Below are 18,850 nucleotides of genomic sequence, written 5' to 3'. Positions count from 1 at the left end.
GACTTGGCTTATGACCTCGAGCCCCTAAGCCCCGTAGCTGGACAGGTGAGACCCCGGAGGCGCAGCCGAGGAGGCTCACCGCCAGCCCCGCGGAAAGCGAGCATACTGTAGCGGAAATCAACTATTACTTTCTCCTCTACAATACCAACAAACTTTTTAAAAAAGAGCCTTTTAAAAAAACCACATTGAAGGCAAGTGCTTCAATGTGGTTTTTCTTTATAGTTCCAACACATGCCCTCCGTCGAAAAAGTAAAGATACTTTTCAGACACTGTTTCTTTCCAAATCGATTCCAATGCGCGGGTATATAATTCAATTTGTACCCTATAACGCTCTTCAAGTATCGGTCTTGCTTCTCTAAAACCATCCTTATAGCGATCATGGATACCATCCGTTTTGTAATCCAACAGCACAATTCCCGATTCATCCCGGAATACACAGTCAATGACCCCTTGAACGAGGATCGTTTCTTCAGGGGCACCCTCCCCTGTTTCCGATATTTCACTCAGAGGGACACTCATGCTGAATGGGATTTCCCGTTGGATATTCGCTGCCTGAACCAAACGCTTCCCAAGGTCGCTTTGGAAGAAACCAACGATGTTGTCTGACGAGATGGCTCTTTCCTGTTCTTCCGTCAGGATTTCTTTATTCACTAACATCGATAACAACTCTTTTACATCTTCTTCTGTGGGTACACCATCCTCAAACGAAATATGCTGCATGACCGTATGCATGGCCGTTCCTTTTTCAGCAGGTGACAGCTCTTTGGACTGCATGAATTGGGGCCGGTTATACACTGGCTTTTGATGGCGACGAAGAATATCGATACTTGATGCTTCATCCCTTATTTCCACCATGCGCTTCAGCTCAGAAACCGATTGCTTCGAGCGAAGGTTTGTAGCATTCAGATGTGGATACTTCCACGACAAACGGTGCAATACCTCTTTTTTATGAGTGGACTCTATTTCCACTTCCCCACCGTTCTTCACTTGCTCTTTCCAATTGTCATCTTCACTCAATGACTCCTCTTCTTCTGCACCCAGCTCAGACTTATGAATCGTCTTGATATGAAAGGAGGAAGGATGCTTTAGAATCTCTTCATTGATCCCGCTTCCTTCTAAGACCGCATCTTCCCCAAGCTCTCCACAATGGGGGTGTCGCATGAGGGACGGACCTATCCAGTCAAGATAGGAACTGGCCCCGGCACGATCATAATCAGATAACAACCATTCGGTCTGACCTAAAGCTCCCCGCCATTTCTTAAGTGACTTCTCTAAGCTTTTCACGGTTCCCACCAAGAATAGCTTCTCTTTGGCACGGGTTAACGCCACATAGAGCACCCGCATTTCCTCTGAGATGGCCTCCATGCGCTTCTTCCGCTTAAATGCCAGCTGGGGAAGGGATGGATAACTGATTCGCTTCCCCGGGTCGGTATACTTTGTGGCCAACCCCAGATCTTTATCTAATAAATAAGAAGCGTTCAAATCCATGAGGTTGAATTGCTTCGACGTGCCAGCGACAAAGACTACCGGAAACTCAAGCCCTTTACTGGAGTGAATCGTCATTAAGCGAACCACATCCTCCTGTTCACTGAGAGCTCTCGCTACCCCGAGGTCATCGCCTCGTTCCCTCATCCGATCAATGAATCGCAGGAAGCGGAATAATCCTCTGAATGATGTTGATTCATATTGGCGGGCACGGTCGTATAGTGCCCGAAGATTTGCCTGACGCTGCTTCCCGCCTGCCATTCCTCCGACATAGTCATAGAATCGGGTGTCTCTGTACAATTGCCAAATCAGCTCTGTAACCGATCCTTGTCTAGCCTTTGTCCGCCAATTTTGCAGATGATACAGGAACACTTTGACCTTTTCAAATGTTTCTTCTTCACGTGCGTTCCTTGGTTTTTCACTTGCAAATTTCTTCAAGGCTTCGTAATACGTTCCCGCTCTCGAATGAATCCGGATGCTTGCAAGACCCTGCTCGTCCAGTCCTACTATCGGTGAACGAAGAACCGATGCCAGGGGAATATCCTGATACGGATTGTCAATCACTTTCAGCAGTGAAAGCATAATCGCGATCTCGGTTGCTTCAAAATAACCAGTAGACAGATTTGCATAAATTGGAATTCCTTGCCGTTTGAATTCTTCCATGATTTCTGCCGCCCAAGGCATGGAACGAAGCAGAATCACAATATCCTTGTACTGAATCGGACGCTCAGTCTTCGTTTTGGCATCATAGATCGGTGTTCGCTCTTCAATCATGCTCTTCACTTTATTTGCCATGTAGCGGGCTTCAAGCACGGATTTCTCAATATCACCCTCGTCAAAAATGGACAATTCCTCTTCATCACCACAAGCTTCCTCTGATTCCTGATTGATGATCGCTACTTCGATCGGATACTCTTTCTCTTCAGGATAAGGAGCACCCTTTACCAGCTCTGCTTCCCGGTTATATTCCATCTCCCCAACCGAGGATCCCATGATTTGCTTGAATAAAAAGTTGGTTCCCTCTAATACCTCTTTCCGGCTTCTGAAATTTTGAGATAAATCGATCTTCAATCCCGCTTCTCCGCTTACAGGAAGAAAGCGGGTATACTTTCCTAAAAATAAATTCGGTTCTGCCAATCGAAATCGATAAATGGACTGTTTTACATCTCCTACCATAAAGCGGTTCCCTACTTCTTCTCGTTCTTCAGTAATGAGAAGAAGAATCGACTCTTGAACCATATTCGTATCCTGATATTCATCGACCAATACTTCTTTGAATTTATTTTTATACTGCTTTGCCGCTTCTGAAGGAAGTAAAGCATCTGATGCAGGGTCTCTTAAAATATCGAGACAAAAATGCTCTAAATCCGCAAAGTCAACAAGTCCCTTTTCTTCTTTCACGTGTCTGAAACGTTTGCCGAATTCCACCACCACTTCTGCCAGGGTGTGAATCACGTCTCTCATCTTCTTCATATCCTCAAGGAATGACTCCGGTCTTCTTGAGAAAAAATCTTCCTGCAGTTTCTCTAACGTTTTCTTCCCTTGATCCCGAAGCTTTTTGGCTTCATCTACCATATCCTTGTTATAGTCATCCCCTCGACAAGCTTTTAACTTTGTAAAGGGTAAGGTTTGAATCGTCTTATATAATGCATTCCATGAAATCTGCCGGCTTTCTTCCAGGCTCTCGACAATCTCAATATCGCTTAGAAAATTTTCAGCTCTTGGACCCGGACCTCCAGGAACCCGTGTCAGATCCAATGCACGCTGAAACAAGTTTTTCGCCCCATGAAGCTGTAAGCGAATATCGGTCAGGAGCGGCTGAATGAAGGAAAGCTGATCGATCTCTACACCTTCTTGGATGTCATACATCTCTTCCAGCCCTCTCAGCCATTCGTCCGGGTTCGGGTGGGAACGTGAAAAGTCATACAGCTTTCGGATCATATCCTGAAGGGCCCCGTCACTTCTATCATTGGTAAATGTATCTACCAGTGTAAAGAAATCATGATTATGTTCTTTTCCGTATTCCTCTTCAAACAGCTCATCAAGCACTTCATCACGCAGCAGATCACCTTCTGTTTCATCGGCAATCCGAAAACCCGGGTCAATGTCGATGAGGTAATAATATTTACGAATCACTTCAAGGCAAAAAGAGTGAAGAGTCGAAATGGAAGCACGGTTCAGTAAGCTCAGTTGCTTTCTTAAATGATGGGAATGGGGATCCTCATCAATCGCCTTTTCCAATGCCTGCCCAATCCGATGTCTCATCTCAGCGGCCGATGCATTGGTAAAGGTTACAACCAATAGTTCGTCCACATCCATTCTGTCTTCTTCAGAAAGGATTTTCTGAATGATCCTCTCTACAAGAACTGCGGTCTTCCCTGATCCTGCAGCCGCTGCTACGAGAATGTCCTGACCTTTTGCCCAAATCGCCTTCCACTGATCATCTGTCCATGTAACATGATCAGGCTTTGCCGGTATCGTACCATTACTCATTGGACTCTACCTCCTCTCTCACTTTTTTCAATAGATCTTCTGGTTTTGCCGTCGGGAGCACTCTGTACTCGTTTTCTTCAAGAGATTGGTCGAATTGACAAACGGAACGGAACGAACAGAACTGACATGGTGTACGGTCCTTCAGCTTGTAAGGAGTAATATTGGTCTCACCTGAAACGATCCGGTTCCCTGACGCTTCATATAGCTTTCTCACATGCTGGCGCATATAGTGAAAGTCTTCTGGTGAAGCAGCTTTTGACCGGGAGGATAATGATCCATCCTTCTTGATCCCGGCCGAGATGATATCTGAGTTCCCGGTATCCAATGTTTGATCCATTAAACGAACGATGTCAGAGTCTCCCAGAACGAGTCCCTTCATTTTAAAGCTCTTAAAAATTTCCTTTTCAATTTGATCCATCGTCAAGATTTTCTTACTATTGATCATAGGATTATGAACGTGGAAATAGAGTACACCTGCAGGCTTTGCTTCTTTCCCGACAAATTGCTTAGAGTTTGTTAACACAATATCTAAATACGTCAGCATCTGAAGTGCCAATCCGTAGTACACTTCTGTCATATCCAAATCTCTCGCACTCGATTTATAATCAACGATCCTTAGGTATACTCCACTTGCATCTTCTGCTTTGTCTACCCTGTCGATCCTTCCCTGAAGCTCCATTTTCGTTCCATTTCTCAGCTGGAACTGGAACGGCGGCAGGGTCGCATGCGGTCCGAACCCAAGCTCCACCCCGACAGGCACAAACCCACTTGCCTTCGCATGTTCACTGAGAATGAGGCTCGCACGGCTTATGATTTGCTCAAGTTTCTGAGCGATATAATAATGGCGATTTGAGCTTAATAGAATCTGGTGCTGAAGCTTCGGTGCTAGCATCAAGACGGCTTCTTTAGCAAGCTTTAGACACTGCGCTTTTGATAAAGATGCCCAGGTCAGACCATGACGTTCCACTTCTTCTGATATCCATTTAAGAGCGGAGTGGAACATTTCCCCGATATCCGGTGCCTCCAGTTTAAAGAAATCCCGCTCTCTAAGCTTCAACCCATGACTGGCAAAATGAGAAAACGGACAACTATGGAACAGCTCCATTCGGGATACACTCGCTAAAATATGGTCTCCATACAGATCCCTGCTCGTTTCCTCAGAAAGCTGATTCGCCCGATTCTGGTAGAAGAGACTGGATAAAATATGCTGTGAATGCCATTTCCAATCATTTGACGTTGCATAGAAGTTATACACATCCCACCAGAAGTCATAGATCGGATATTCCCGTTTCTTTAACTGTAATTGCGACGTTAAATGAGAAATCGTCACATTGGGATGGCAAACATAGTGCAGCTGCTCTTCTTCAGAAAGCTCGGATGGTTCATTAATAAGAAGCTTCGTATTTGCATCCGGAAACATTTCATTCAGCCTTTTTATGAAAGAGGATGCTAATAACGCTTTTCCTTCTTCATTGGCAATCGGATAACTGATGAATAAGCGTTCACTCGGGGTAGTAAAGGCTTTATACGCCACAAACTCCTCGTCCAACAGCTTCGTCCTGTTACTGGGAGCTATCTTGAAGCCCCTATTGATCAACGTTTCCCGGTCTTCATCAGACAGGACTCCGTCTTCATTCATTTTCGCCGGAAGAACTCCATCATTCACTCCGATGATAAAGGCTGCTTTAATGTCACCCAGCCTTGATTTCTCCAAATCGGCTATAATGACCTGATCTATGGCAGGAGGGACTAACGAGAACTGCATCGTCTCCATACCTGCATCCAGGATCGACGAGAATTTCTTCATCGTCGTTTCCTCATCACCTAGCATTTCTACATATTGATCAAGTAAGTCCATTACGGCTGACCAAGCTTGATCATGCTCTCTTGCCGCAATCAAGTCGCCTTTTTCTTCTGCTTCAATACGCATACGTTCAAGCTTTGCCGGAATATCCAGCTCTTCCAGATACAGATAGAGAGTTTCACAGAATTCCCGTCCCGTGGATTGCTTTTTCAATCGTTTTCCGAGACGGATGATCGGCGCAGAAATAAATAAACGAAGCTCATTGATTTCATGCTCGAGTTCCTTTTCACGGTCGGTTTGTGGTGCGTCCACATGCTCAAGACCACGGAAGCGGCGGTATTTCCAGCGATCTTTCTTCGTCCAGCGATCGCCCTTGATCCCGTAGGCCAACACATAGTTCTCCAAACGGTCCATTTTTTCCCGCAAATCGGTTGGATTTTTTTGATAAGGAAACAACAGGTCAGTTTTCACCGCCCGGAAGACAGGCTCATATCTCCAGTTCGTATTCATAATTTCCAGAGTCGAACGGATCAACTCAATTAATGGGTGATTTAACATTGTCCGCTTCTGATCAAGGAAAAATGGAATACTATAATCTTGAAAAATCGTTTCGACCTTATCACGGTAGTCCTGGCTGTTTCGAACCAACACCGCTATATCCTTGTAGCGATACCCCTTTTCCCGGGCAAGCTTCCGTATCTCCCTTGCTATCCCTTCGACCTCTGCCCGGCGATTAGAGGCTTCCAGAAACTCGATGGAGCCTTTTGCTTCTTCGCATGGAACAGTTGGCCGGTCCTCAAAATGACGTTCGAGATGCAACATCGTTTCATTATGATAGCGAATCGGCTTCACTAACACCTCTTCTTCTATGGACTTCCCCGCTCCATGGCATATATCCTGAAGAGTATGGTACGTTTCGTTCGTCATCCGATATAAGCTTAACTCGTTCATCGCACCCATCTGCTGCTCCGGATCGGCTGTCAGGGCAACCGTCACTGCCTTACTGTGCTGAATGAGCTGATCGATTATCAGATATTCCTGGGGCGTGAAGCTATGGAAGCCGTCTATGTAAATCTCTGCATCTCTAAGAAGCTCAGAGTTTTTCACATTATCTGCCAACAGCTGAAAATAGTCTTCTGAATCAAGGTATTTGCCGAGGAGCTTCTCCTCGAATTTCTCATAAATCAGTTCAAGATCATGAAGCTTATCCTTCAAAACCTTTGAATCCCGCTCATCTTCCCCATCAAATTGGTGGAGATCCTGAGGCGAAATACAATAGCGCTTAAATTCCGTCAACATGGATTCTACATGATGAATGAAACCCGGCTTATCCGCGGCCTTCGAGAAAATATGTAGACGATCTTTGTTTTCGTCGATAATCTTCCTAATCATCATATTTAAGCCGACATCTGATAGATGGTAGCGGCTCATTCCGCCCGTTTCCTGCAGAATCTTCCACGCGAGCCGGGTGAAACTGAACACCTGTCCACGTATCATCCCGTTTAATCCGGGTGTGTTGACAAGATCGTATTCCGATATAAATGACATCTGATCCGGTACGATATAGATGATGGGATCTCCATTCGGCGCTTCCAATAAGCTCTGCTTCATCTCATCTAATATGTGATGGGTTTTTCCCGTACCGGAGCGTCCGAGAATAAAACGTACAGCCATCCTCTCACTCCCTTTCTTATACTAATCTATTGTAACCATGAGGCAGGTTGAATTTTTGTATAGGTTCATTATAGTACACAGGAACAAATCTTTCCCGTCTCAATCTTTATTGAAAATATTTGGAACACCTGCATACAGTAAAAAGAGGTAGGTGAAGGCTGATGGATCAATATTTTAACAGAATCGCTTCTGTTCTTGTTCTGATGGCGATTATGGTAGCCTGTAATATTTACACGTTCATTCCCATTTACGGGAATATCGCTTCCTCCCTCTCCATCGCACAAAGTGAAGTCGTTATTGCAGGAAGCTCATTTATCTTTTTCTACGCCTGTGGACTTCTCACCTTTGCCAATAGCGCAGATCGTTTCGGAAAAAAAGAGATTCTCGTTTGGGGAATGCTTGCCTCTGCGTTTTCAACAGGCTTAGTGGGGCTTGCAGGCGATTTCTGGAGTTTATTTTTCTTACGGGGGATTCAAGGCTTTTGTCTTGGGAGCTTTGCCCCCGTCGCCTTTGCTTATACGTATGATTTGTTTTCTGGAAGAAAGAGAACGCTGCTTCTCGCTTTTATCAATTCCGGTTTTCTGTTCGCAGGCATACTCGGTCAATTACTCAGTGAAGGAATCACCCGCTACAGCAACTGGACGATTGTATTCTTCTTTTTCGCAGTAGTGTACGTCTCCTTATTTTTAATAGGAAAACAAACGCTACCCGCTACGTCCACTCGATTCGTTTCCGTCACACACCAGATCGTCACGATCTATAAACTCCTTTTGAGGAAGGAACTCCTTTACTGCTACGGCATCGTGTTCACCCTTCTCGCCTCGTTTGTTGCTTATTATGACAGCTTGACCAGGTACTTATCGGGTGATTCCGACCTGCTTTTCCTACTCCGGGCAGTCGGATTGATCGGTGTCAGCTTATCACTCTTTACCGGTCGACTCCTTGAAGCAAAGGGAGTCTATAAAACTCTTTTTATGGGTGTGACCATCTCCATCGCGAGTGTATTGATTGCGTTTATTTATGTACACAAGAGTGAACCCTTCATCATTGTTCTCTCTTCAGTCCTGTTTGTTTCTGCCATCTCATTGTTGATCCCGACCGTCATTACCCTCATCGGAGATATGAGTGGAGATGACCGAGGCCAGGCACTCAGCCTGTATTCCTTTATTTTATTAGGTGGAACAAGCCTAGCGCCCATAGTCATCATGAAGCTTACTTACGTACAATCGTTGTATCTGTTACTGGGATGCTTCTTATTTCATGCCTGGATGGGTGGCTTGTTGTATGTGGAGCGGAGGAGGTGGGGGATGAGGGAATAGATGCCCTCTACGTCAAAAAAAAAGAAGGACACCATCATCCTTCTTTCACATTACCTTTCCATTCATCCGCTAATAGGCCGTATAAGATCATGTCGTATCGATCTCCGTCCCTTTGTAAAAATTGACGGTAGCTTCCTTCTTTCTTGAATCCGAGTGACTCATATAAGCGCATGGCCCTCTCATTATATGAAAATACCGTTAATTGGACTCGGTATAAATTCAACTCATGAAAAGCGTACGCCAACAAACATTCCATGGCTTCCTTGCCATATCCATTGCCCCAGGACTGTTCGTCCCCTATTGAGATGGAGACCCATCCGACACGGTGCGTCCATAGGATCCCGTCCAATTCAACAAAGCCAATGATCCTGCCATCGTCCTTTAAACGAATAGCAAAACGATAGGCGTTGTCTCCTGGATCCCCCATCCATTTTTTAATATCTTCCTCTGCTTTCGGCTTATGGGGAAGAGCATCCAGTAATCTCTGAACTTCTTCATTTTGACTCCATTCCCTTATGGCCGTAACATCTTCCTCCTGAAAACCGGAAAGATAAATTCTTGTACCCGTCAATAACCGTTTCATGTCATTTTCACCTCGACGTATGTATTTCGAGGCGTTCCTCTCCGATTCCTTTATTGTCCTTGAAAAAGTTTCGTGAGTGCCCTCCCCTCCATTCATCTTCATTTTTCAAAAAAAAGAACCTGGAAACTTCCAGGCTCAATCCAACTTACCAGATCATTTCCGCCCACTCAGGGTGGTCGATGAATGGATTTCGGTTTCCTTGATATTGTTCAAAGATGATATCGTTGCGTCTGATTTCCCTTTCATCGACAGGATCCTGTTCATTCCATTGAAGGAGAACGGACATTTTCCCGTGATAAGGGGCACTTCCATTGTTGACGTTGTTATTTATTTCTAAATCCAGTTCCCCGCTGTCCCCTTCATAGCGGACCGCCATGTAGAAAATCATACGGGCGACGTCCCCTTTCACTTCATCCCGGGGCTCCCAGGAATCCCCATCATAATAGTTGCCCGGTGCTTCACCATGCTGAGTCCCGCCATTATCAAAGTCAAGATTACTTCTTGAAGAATTGACGGTTACATCTGTAGGTCTCAAGTGATGAAGGTCCGTCCCTGGTCCTTGAGCTGTTCCAAAGTCTCCGTGGGATTTCGCCCAGACATGTTCCCGGTTCCAGTCGTTGACTCCACCGCCGTTTGTCGTTTTGGATTGGGAACGGCCTGAGTATAGGAGGATCACGTTATTCGGATTGTTCTGATCTTCGTCTGTATTTCGAAGAGCTCCCCATACATCGCTGTAGGAAAGAGTTTGATGATCATCAATGATGTTATGTAGTGCTGTTTTTAAAGAAGATCCCGTTTTCCCTTCTGCCGAGTTGTAATATTCCTCATAGGATGGTGGATCGGTTGGGTCGGTTGGAGGATCAGTCGGATCAGTCCCGCCATCTTCCACTGATTCGAATGCTGACGTAGACTTCACTCCCGGATGAGAGAAATAGGCCGTTAAACTGCCCGTCACTTTGATTTTTTCACCCATTAGGCCTGGGTTACTTTGTAATCCAAAGTTTGAACGGTAAGAAGATGGAATTTGAATATAGACCATCTCATCCGTATTGGATTCAGTCGGGGAATCTGCCAAGGCAAGTGCGTAATCGTTTGGAAAGTTACTCGTGACAACGGATGACGTAGAGGTTGGTTGCCCGACCACATACCCCTCCACTGACTGAGTGGAACCATCTTGATTGGATAATGCCTGATCAACAGTAAACGGCGAACTCCACGTCCCATTTCCCGCTGCACTCATTTGACTTGGAGATACTTGACCACACGCAATCATAAAAATAATTAAAATTGAAAAAATGCTGATGAACTTTTTGTTTACAACCTTCAAATTGCTTCGCCTCCTCTAAATATGACTATACATTTAGCGTACATTACATATTGTCAAAATAGGGTAAATTTTGTGTAAAAGCGTGAAAATGAGTCTATTATCATAGAGTTTGTGATTGCTGTGGGGGGGAGACGTTCTTTCCGTAATTGGTGCGGGCAGCCCTCTCCACTAGATCTTTCTAAGAAAGTAATAAATCATCATGTTCCCCACTCCAAATTTCCTATATAATGAATCTACTAAATGTTAGGGGAATTGGAGGATTCATCCTTGAATGTATATCAGCGATTTCAACGTACAATCATTAAAAATTATCTTCTAGGAAGCTTCATTGCCGTCTTTGGTGTCGGATCTGTATTCATTTTTCAAACCCTTGCCCTCAATGAAAAGGAACTGCTCACAATGGGAGGCATCATCTCCCTTTCAATCGTCACGATGTTCAGCTGCGAATTTTTGGTGTATCAGAAGCATATTCGTCCGATGAAGATCGTCTATAAAAAGAAGGGATCAACACTCAGTCTGGACCTTCTCTCAACTGCCTATCAACAAGCGGAAAGGTTCCCACTTTTAACGGTTAGACGAATCATGCTCCCTCACTTTCTGGGGCTGGCTCTTCCGTCGACTTTGTTGACGGTTGTCAGCATCAATGCAGGGTGGTTGTCCATTCCGTACACCTATATTTTTTATGCCTGGTGCGGCGCCTTTTTAGTGGCGATTCTTCATGCATTGATTGAATTTTTCTTAACCTTTAGAGCTTGTCATTCACTGCAGGTGGACCTTATTCGGAAAACAGTTGAAACATACGGAGTCGATCCAACGAATCAGTCCACCCTATTTATCAGTTTAAAAAGAAAAATCTTGGCTGCTTCCCTGTTTCTTGCCCTTTTTCCGATCCTGCTTTTTTCATTAGCTTCACAGATTCGCTTATCGATTGCAGACCCCACGCTTTTAGTAGACTACTGGAAATGGGCAGGGACTCTGATTTTCATCATTACGATTCTAGCTTTCTATGGAGCACTCCTTATTTTCAAAAGCATCGAAGCACCTGTGAAAGAGCTGGTAGCCCGTTTTGAAAAAGTCGAGGAGGGGCATGTTTCACCCGTAGTGAATACATACACGGATGAATTTTCCCATTTATTTTCCGGCTTTAACCACATGGTAGGAGCCATCAATCTGCGAGATCAGAAAAACCAGCAGCTACTCGATCAATTTTTCGCAGTCGTAGCAGGTACATTGGATGCACGGGACCCTTATACGGCCGGCCATTCTAAACGTGTTGCGGAGTTTTCTGTTTTAATTGCCAAACAATGCAACTGGTCCTCTAAAGACATCGACTTACTCAACAAATCGGCCCTGCTTCACGACATTGGAAAAATAGGAATCCGGGATGATGTGCTTTTAAAAGAAGGGAAATTAACAATTGAAGAGTTCGATCAAATTAAACGCCATCCTGTCATTGGCGAAGAAATTGTAAAAGGGGTTCAGTTAACAGAAGAACTCCTGCCCATTTTACCCGGCATCAAGCACCACCATGAGCGGGTGGACGGCCGGGGATATCCCGATCAATTAAAAGGAGACGATATTCCCGTGTTCGGACGATTGATCGCTGTCGCCGATGCCTTTGACGCCATGACCTCGGATCGCCCTTATCGAAAAGGAATGCCTATCGAAAAAGCCCTCTCCATTTTGGAAGAAGGCAAAGGGACACAGTGGGATGAGGAGTTTGTTGAAGCGTTTATGAGGGGGATTAAAGTGACAGGCACATCCCGTATTTTATCGAATTCTGCCATTTAAATACCCATCAATATAGAAAGGATCAGATCCCCAAAATGGATTTGATGCTTTCCTTATTCAAAGAGCTTAAAAGCATCACTTTTCGAAGTATCATCCTTTCAACAGTCCGGAACCTCGAAGAATCTTTCGCAAAAAAAGAATGCTGTTCATGTATTGAACAGCATTCCCATATCTTTAGTTCCTGAATTGTATATCCCATTCGTTGATAGGCCAGTAACGAAGATCCACTTTTCCCACAATCTGTTCCCGGTCTATAAACCCGAAATAGCGACTATCCATGCTTCCCCGACGATTGTCTCCAAGAACGAATACTTTTCCTTCGGGAACCGTTTGCTGTTCCGTGATTTCTTCAAGTGTAAAGTCTCCCGTCAGTTTGTTGCCGATGTACTCCTGCTTGAATTTTTCTAAATAAGGTTCAGGATAGTACTCTCCGTTAACATATAACTTATCATCTTTATACACGACCTTATCACCGGGCAGTCCAATGATTCGTTTCACATAATCCTCGTTCTCATTCGCATGAAAGACCACAACATCAAAGCGATCCAAGTCTCCAATATGATAACCGATTTTATTCACAACAAGTTTATTTCCATCCTGTAGTGTTGGCATCATCGATTCACCTTCGACTACATAGTTGGAGAAGAGAAAGGTTCGAATGATGATAAAGATGATCAGTCCAATCCCCAAGGCTTTAATCCATTCGAGTCCTTCTCTTTTTACCTCTTCTCTCAATTTGATTCCTCCTGCTTTTTCCGTTCAATTCGTTGGTCTACTTCCATTTTCTTATTCAAATGTATCTCAATTCGTTTCCCTACAATCCATAGTACAAAGATAATGGCTGCAACGATTACAGTACGTATTGGTTGTCTTACTAATGATATAATATCATATCCTATAAAGCTTATGGTGAAAATCATCACCATTTTCCCCGTAACCACAGCGAGCATATATTGAGCGATGCTGATCGACGACAATCCCGCCACCACATTCACCAAGGCAGACGGTGTAAATGGGAAGCATAAAAGAATGAACAACGGGCCAAACCCATGCTTGTCTACCCATTTCGTCAATCGCTTCACTTGGCGGTTCTTTCTCAGGAAACGAAAAAATCGGGTTTCCCCATATCTTCGCACCAACAGAAACACGATAAGGGCACCAAGCGTAGCCCCGATCCACGAAAATAGAAACCCCCACCATAACCCGAAGGCATTTGCATTGGCCGTCACAAACACGACCAGGGGCAGGAATGGGAGAAAGGCTTCCAACAGCGGCAGCAGGATCCCTGGAATCGGTCCGAATGAACGATACTGCTGAATCAGGTCCATCATATTCTCAAGCGTAAACCAGTCTTTTATCTTATTTATATCCATATTATATGTTTCCCCTTAAACGACCATGAACAAATAAACTCATTTCGTTATATCGTTACTTGTATTTTCATCATATCACACTAAATCAGGATTTCCATATTGTTATCTCTTGGGTCGTTTTATTATTATAACCTTGCCTAATGAGAGGGGATGTAAACGTGCCAGGGTGGGTATTTTTTGCGTTGGGTTGTCGAATAGGCTTTGGATTGAAATTGGATGTTTATTGGTTGGTTCGTTGGTGAAATTTATCGGTTTTTTGCACAAAGGGAGATAAATTAGATTTTCAGCAGGTAAAAAGGTTTTGAGAGGGAATAAACCCGGAAAACAGCAGATAAATTCCTTCTTCTGACAATCCAGTCTAGACTTCCTTGACTCCGTACGGTCAATATTATCGACCTCAGCCCATATATTATCGAGTTTTACTTTTTATTATCGACTTTGCCTCATATATTATCGACTTTCCCATTTTATTATCGACTCTTCCCCATATATTATCGACTTTTAAAATATTCGCTCCCACCCTCGTCCCAATTTTATCTTCAACTCCTCTTTCCCATATCTCCGCAACAAAAAAGCTGCCATCCCCATCCAGGAATGACAGCTCCCATCTCTATAAATGCTCCCCAAACCAATCCACAATCTCTTGTAATCTTGCTTCCCTCAAAGAAGGCTTTCCGGTCCTGGACAGATTGTGATTGGATTCCGGGAAACGCACGAATCTCACATCTTTTTTCTCCCGCTTTAATGCGATGAATAGTTGTTCCGCCTGCTCAATCGGACAACGGTAGTCCTTTTCGCTGTGAAGTATCAATAGGGGTGTGTTCATATTCTTCACGTACGCTAGGGGTGAATGCTTCCAAAGAGTTTCAATGTCGCCAAGATCGCTTTGGATTTGCCACTCTGAGAAGTAGTAGCCGATATCGCTCACTCCGTAAAAACTGATCCAATTGCTTATGGAGCGCTGGGTAACGGCTGCTTTAAACTTGTCGCTGTGGCCGATGATCCAGTTGGTCATGAATCCTCCGTAGCTTCCACCTGTCACACCTAGGCGAGTTTCATCAATAAACGGAAATTCCTCCAGGGCATACTCCACTGTTGCCATGATATCCTCGTAATCCCCGCCACCGTAATCTCCTCTTACGGCGTCCACGAACTCTTGGCCGTAGCCATGGCTTCCTCTTGGATTCACATATAAAACAGCGTATCCTTTGCTTGCCAGCACTTGAAATTCGTGAAAGAAAGTGTTCCCATACATGGTGTGGGGGCCTCCATGTATTTCGACGATAAGTGGATACTTCTTCCCTTCCTCATAGCCGACTGGCTTCATGATCCAGCCTTGTACCGGCCAGTCTTTCGCACCCTTGTACATAAACGATTGGGGAGAGGATAATTCACGATCCGCCAGGTCCCCGTTCAGGTTGGTCATTTTATTCAGCTCTCCTGTAGGAATATGAAGACTATATAATTCACCAGGTTCGGTCGGTTTACTCATGGCAACAAGCATCACTTGTCGAGTTGAATCGAAGTCGAATCCGTATACATGCTGTTCTTCCTGCAGCAGTGCAGGGTAGATGGCCCCTTCAATGTGAGCGTAATAGAGAACGGTGTTTCCTGCATCAGACGCCAGGAAATAGAGACTTTCATTGTCCTGTGACCACAGGATTTCTGCTTGAGATGAGCCTTGGATGCTATCGCTATTGAGATAGTCTCCTACGGGCAGATCCATGCTTTCTGTCAGACAAACGGAGTGACCGGTTTCAAGGTGATACAGCCACACCTTATTATGTGTCGCATTCTCATATTCACGTCCATGCCCCATATAGGCAAGATACCCTCCGTCGGGAGACCAAGCCGCTCCTCCGTAGTAACCCGATTCTTTATTAATCTTCTTATATTCGTCCGTTTCAAGATGAAAAATAAATAAATCAGACTGGAAGGAGAAATCTTTGTCTTTTGTTCTGTCCACAGAAAACGCGATGTGCTTTCCGTCTGGAGACCAGGAATGAAGAGTGTAATCATGGACATCATCAGTGACTCTTCTCATTTTCTTTGACGCCACGTTCACCACTACTATTTGCGAGTAGCAGCTATCATCGAAACCTCGGTCATCACTTTTATATTTCATGCCTGTCGCAACGAAGGGCTTTAATTTCTCTTCTTCGCCCTCCTTCTTTTCAAACGTCTCTCCTTTTTCCAGTCGGAGAGAGACTGCCATTTTCTCACCGCATGGAGACCAGACTGGATTGGAAACGCCTTTTTGATAATCTGTCAGCTGTTCTGCTTCCCCTCCATCCCGGTGGATGAGGTATAGTTGATTCACACCGGAGCGATCCGAGACAAAGGCGATCTTTCTACCATCAGGTGACCATCTGGGTGTTGAAATCTTTTGTTCTCCGAAAGTCCATTGGCGAGTGGTCTTATCTTGCAGACGAATGCTATGTAAGGTTGAGAAATACTCATTTTTTTCTTGACACATGATGGTTTTGACATAAACGGCTTCTTCCCCACTTGGAGACAATCTTGGGTCGGATACGGCCTTTAACTCATAGAGATCATCGATTTCGATTCCTTTATTCATGATCCGGCACCTTCCTTTCTTCTATTCTCTTTATTATTTCGACGTCAGAAATACTTTTCCTTTTTTGGATAAAAATCCGATCTGCCCTTCATAATAGAAACAAATTCAAATTCTACAACTTTCGCTATTGAAAGTAAATCGAATTCCACGTAAAATGAAAATACGAACATTTGTTCTACACTAAAGTGAAAAGGAGTCTTTTCATATGACAAGGATCCCGGAGAACGACAGGAACATATTAGAACAGGCCATATATTTACCGATGGTGCTGACGATTTTAAATCGTGATCTGCAAATCATAGACAGTAGCCCGTTCAAATTAAAACGACCGTATTTAGAAATGATTGAGGAGACGATGAAGGTCATCCAAGGAGAACTCGCTCATGTCAAAAAGTACATGAGGACCAATAAGATGAAGGTTGAGCGAATTCAATCAGACGATGCCTTTACAATGTATATGTTTCTGTATAAGGGGTATGAGGAGCACCATAATTACTTTAACCCGCGCCTTCGAAACCGTGTGGAGGATTTAATGAGACATTACTTGTATCGCCGATTCCTGGAATCGAAAACAGATACAACAAAAGAAGCGTGATTCATCTCACGCATCGTTTTTTTTGATATTTCGATTAAGGTAAAACGTTTTGATATTACTCATTTCGGTTTGAACCTTCGTATTATATTTACTTTCCATTTCTGCGACACGCTGTGTGTAGGCGATACGCAAGTCAGAAGTACGAAGCATTTGATTTTCAAACGAACTGTAAGAAATGGGAACCATGCAGGACTCATTGTTTTGAAGAAAGACCCGTGTTGATCCATTTGTCGAGCGTTCATACCCGCGAACATGTGAATGGGAAATCCAGGCGCATTCTTGCTTGACAGGAGAAGATGTTGGAAATAGATAAATGGACATCTGAGGATTCACCATGATGGGAGCTTTGTAGATGATACCCGTAAGTCTTTTGGTGCCTTCTTTTCTTCCTTCATAGGAGGAACCAAAGAATTCACAGCTCTTCTTTAAAATATCGAACGGTTTAAAAGGGGAGATTAGTATGTCATCTACCTCTATGATTTTGGTAAATGTCCTGGCACCGTACTCAATTGGCTGCAGGATCATCGTATGGGGATTCACTTCATATTCTTCTATAATTCGAGATTTTTCTCTCATTTCATCGCCTCCATTTACATTTTCCACCAAAATAATACCATAAATTTCGAGGGTTGTCTCGTATATTTTTAAAAATTCTGAAATTAACTATACGCTACTCCGTTAAGGATAAAAAATTATCAGAATATTTAATTTTTTGGTTGAATTTTTACTACTTACCCCATATACTAATAAAAAGAATTCAGGGGTGACCGTATATGGAAAACAAAAAGTCCTATACCGAAATGATGAAAGCTTCTGCTATGACCCGTAAGAAAGCCGCTGAGAGAAGTGTGATGGAGATCTATATCGACATGGTGCTGCATGAAAGCATTCTGATGACGCGCAAGACAAAACTCCTGACAGACATTGACGCCGCCCTGGATAAGAAAAATAAACCTCTGTTCATGAAATTATCAAAAGAATTAAACGAACTGAACCTAAGCTGCGGATGATAAATAATAGCTGACTCTATACATGAGTCAGCTATTCCTTTTTTAATGGACGTGCCTTTGGTCCCTTCATTTCATGCATGACTTCCATTCAAATAGCAAACCCTATAGCTACCCTATACACTTTGGAGCGAATATGATGATCCTGCTAATAAAAGTACTTGTTCTCTACTTAATCACCATCGCCGCTATGCGACTGATGGGAAAATCCACAATTGTACAAATGACTCCCTATGATCTTGTGGCAATTATTATCGTTGGAACCATTGCCTCCGAACCACTGATTTCCACGAATTTCTGGCCAACTATCGCGGCTCTTGTCATTTTAGTCGGGCTTCATGTACTGTTCTCATTCCTGACCCTAAGTCAATGGGGGAATCGGTTCTTCTTGGGAGAGCCTACCTTACTGATTAAAAATGGAGAGATATTAGAGGATAATCTGGAGAAATCCAAGATCTCTCTGATTCAATTAACCTCCATTCTACGCTCCCAAGGTTACCCCAAAATTTCAGATGTGGACTACGCCATGCTCGAGCCGATTGGTGAAGTGAGCGTCATTCCGAAGGTGGAAAACACCCCTGTTACCGTCCAACATCTCAACCTTAAAATCGATGATGAGGGATTGCCGATTTCAGTGATTGTGGATGGGAAGATCCAAACACGGAACCTGGTGCTCCTTGGGAAATCGAAAGAATGGCTGGAAACTCAACTAACCAACTCCGGACTTCATCACAAAGATGTGATTTTTGCTTATATGACAGAGAAAGCCAAGAACCTGATTATCAGTAAAAGAGAAAAAGCCTAGTCCCACGTGACCAGGC

At 43.9% G+C, this 18,850-nt stretch carries 13 protein-coding genes; 5 read left to right on the top strand and 8 right to left on the bottom strand.

What is annotated here, in order from left to right; all coding sequences use genetic code 11:
* Positions 1-216: 216 nt before the first annotated feature.
* Both addA and addB read right to left on the bottom strand, forming a co-directional pair.
* Positions 217-3,978: a helicase-exonuclease AddAB subunit AddA gene (addA, locus tag ACOSV2_RS01130; RefSeq protein ID WP_428973623.1), complete on the bottom strand. Its 3,762-nt coding sequence runs from the start codon at positions 3,976-3,978 to the stop codon at positions 217-219.
* Entirely contained in the window at positions 3,971-7,456 is a 3,486-nt protein-coding gene (gene addB, locus ACOSV2_RS01125) for a helicase-exonuclease AddAB subunit AddB (RefSeq protein ID WP_428973622.1), read from the bottom strand. The genes addA and addB overlap by 8 nt, the downstream gene beginning before the upstream one ends.
* A 161-nt stretch (positions 7,457-7,617) precedes the next feature.
* Between addB and ACOSV2_RS01120 the strand changes: the two genes are divergently transcribed.
* Positions 7,618-8,775: an MFS transporter gene (locus ACOSV2_RS01120; protein WP_428973621.1), complete on the top strand. Its 1,158-nt coding sequence runs from the start codon at positions 7,618-7,620 to the stop codon at positions 8,773-8,775.
* A gap of 34 nt (positions 8,776-8,809) precedes the next feature.
* On the opposite strand, the gene ACOSV2_RS01115 is transcribed toward ACOSV2_RS01120, so the two are convergent.
* A complete protein-coding gene (locus ACOSV2_RS01115; RefSeq protein ID WP_428973620.1) occupies positions 8,810-9,358 on the bottom strand; it encodes a GNAT family N-acetyltransferase in 549 nt (182 codons plus the stop codon).
* Between the two features lie 145 nt (positions 9,359-9,503).
* Complete coding sequence (locus ACOSV2_RS01110) at positions 9,504-10,685, bottom strand: endonuclease (RefSeq protein WP_428973619.1); 1,182 nt, start codon at positions 10,683-10,685, stop codon at positions 9,504-9,506.
* A gap of 267 nt (positions 10,686-10,952) precedes the next feature.
* On the opposite strand from ACOSV2_RS01110, the gene ACOSV2_RS01105 reads away from it, so the two are divergent.
* Complete coding sequence (locus tag ACOSV2_RS01105; protein WP_428973618.1) at positions 10,953-12,476, top strand: HD-GYP domain-containing protein; 1,524 nt, start codon at positions 10,953-10,955, stop codon at positions 12,474-12,476.
* Positions 12,477-12,650: 174 nt separating this feature from the next.
* Here ACOSV2_RS01105 and lepB read toward each other — a convergent pair whose 3' ends face one another.
* The 3 genes from lepB to ACOSV2_RS01090 all read right to left on the bottom strand — a co-directional run bounded on the left by lepB (position 12,651) and on the right by ACOSV2_RS01090 (position 16,427).
* Positions 12,651-13,211 carry a signal peptidase I gene (gene lepB, locus ACOSV2_RS01100; RefSeq protein ID WP_428973617.1) on the bottom strand — a complete coding sequence of 187 codons (561 nt, stop codon included), beginning with the start codon at positions 13,209-13,211 and terminating at the stop codon, positions 12,651-12,653.
* Positions 13,208-13,849, bottom strand: coding sequence for a TVP38/TMEM64 family protein (locus ACOSV2_RS01095; protein ID WP_397553330.1), 642 nt, complete (start codon positions 13,847-13,849; stop codon positions 13,208-13,210). Before ACOSV2_RS01095 ends, lepB begins: the two co-directional genes overlap by 4 nt.
* Before the next feature lie 610 nt (positions 13,850-14,459).
* Positions 14,460-16,427: a S9 family peptidase gene (locus ACOSV2_RS01090; protein ID WP_428973616.1), complete on the bottom strand. Its 1,968-nt coding sequence runs from the start codon at positions 16,425-16,427 to the stop codon at positions 14,460-14,462.
* Between the two features lie 205 nt (positions 16,428-16,632).
* Between ACOSV2_RS01090 and ACOSV2_RS01085 the strand changes: the two genes are divergently transcribed.
* Positions 16,633-17,022 carry a hypothetical protein gene (locus tag ACOSV2_RS01085; protein WP_113969899.1) on the top strand — a complete coding sequence of 130 codons (390 nt, stop codon included), beginning with the start codon at positions 16,633-16,635 and terminating at the stop codon, positions 17,020-17,022.
* A 6-nt stretch (positions 17,023-17,028) separates the two neighbouring features.
* Here ACOSV2_RS01085 and ACOSV2_RS01080 read toward each other — a convergent pair whose 3' ends face one another.
* The gene (locus ACOSV2_RS01080) at positions 17,029-17,598 is read right to left on the bottom strand and encodes a competence protein ComK (protein ID WP_113969898.1); all 570 of its coding nucleotides are present in this window, start codon (positions 17,596-17,598) and stop codon (positions 17,029-17,031) included.
* Positions 17,599-17,795: 197 nt separating this feature from the next.
* Between ACOSV2_RS01080 and ACOSV2_RS01075 the strand changes: the two genes are divergently transcribed.
* On the top strand, positions 17,796-18,032 hold the full coding sequence (locus ACOSV2_RS01075; protein ID WP_113969897.1) for an IDEAL domain-containing protein: 237 nt from the start codon (positions 17,796-17,798) through the stop codon (positions 18,030-18,032).
* Positions 18,033-18,165: 133 nt separating this feature from the next.
* The gene (locus tag ACOSV2_RS01070) at positions 18,166-18,834 is read left to right on the top strand and encodes a DUF421 domain-containing protein (RefSeq protein WP_428973615.1); all 669 of its coding nucleotides are present in this window, start codon (positions 18,166-18,168) and stop codon (positions 18,832-18,834) included.
* Positions 18,835-18,850: the final 16 nt, after the last annotated feature.

This window comes from Rossellomorea sp. DUT-2 (assembly GCF_052665285.1).
This window is presented reverse-complemented; position numbering and strand designations above follow the sequence as displayed.

Coding starts and splice junctions, on each gene's coding strand:
- addA (WP_428973623.1), bottom strand. CDS start 3,978: ATGAGTAATGGTACGATACCGGCAAAGCCTGATCATGTTACATGGACA.
- addB (WP_428973622.1), bottom strand. CDS start 7,456: ATGGCTGTACGTTTTATTCTCGGACGCTCCGGTACGGGAAAAACCCAT.
- ACOSV2_RS01120 (WP_428973621.1), top strand. CDS start 7,618: ATGGATCAATATTTTAACAGAATCGCTTCTGTTCTTGTTCTGATGGCG.
- ACOSV2_RS01115 (WP_428973620.1), bottom strand. CDS start 9,358: ATGAAACGGTTATTGACGGGTACAAGAATTTATCTTTCCGGTTTTCAG.
- ACOSV2_RS01095 (WP_397553330.1), bottom strand. CDS start 13,849: ATGGATATAAATAAGATAAAAGACTGGTTTACGCTTGAGAATATGATG.
- ACOSV2_RS01090 (WP_428973616.1), bottom strand. CDS start 16,427: ATGAATAAAGGAATCGAAATCGATGATCTCTATGAGTTAAAGGCCGTA.
- ACOSV2_RS01085 (WP_113969899.1), top strand. CDS start 16,633: ATGACAAGGATCCCGGAGAACGACAGGAACATATTAGAACAGGCCATA.
- ACOSV2_RS01080 (WP_113969898.1), bottom strand. CDS start 17,598: ATGAGAGAAAAATCTCGAATTATAGAAGAATATGAAGTGAATCCCCAT.
- ACOSV2_RS01075 (WP_113969897.1), top strand. CDS start 17,796: ATGGAAAACAAAAAGTCCTATACCGAAATGATGAAAGCTTCTGCTATG.
- ACOSV2_RS01070 (WP_428973615.1), top strand. CDS start 18,166: ATGATGATCCTGCTAATAAAAGTACTTGTTCTCTACTTAATCACCATC.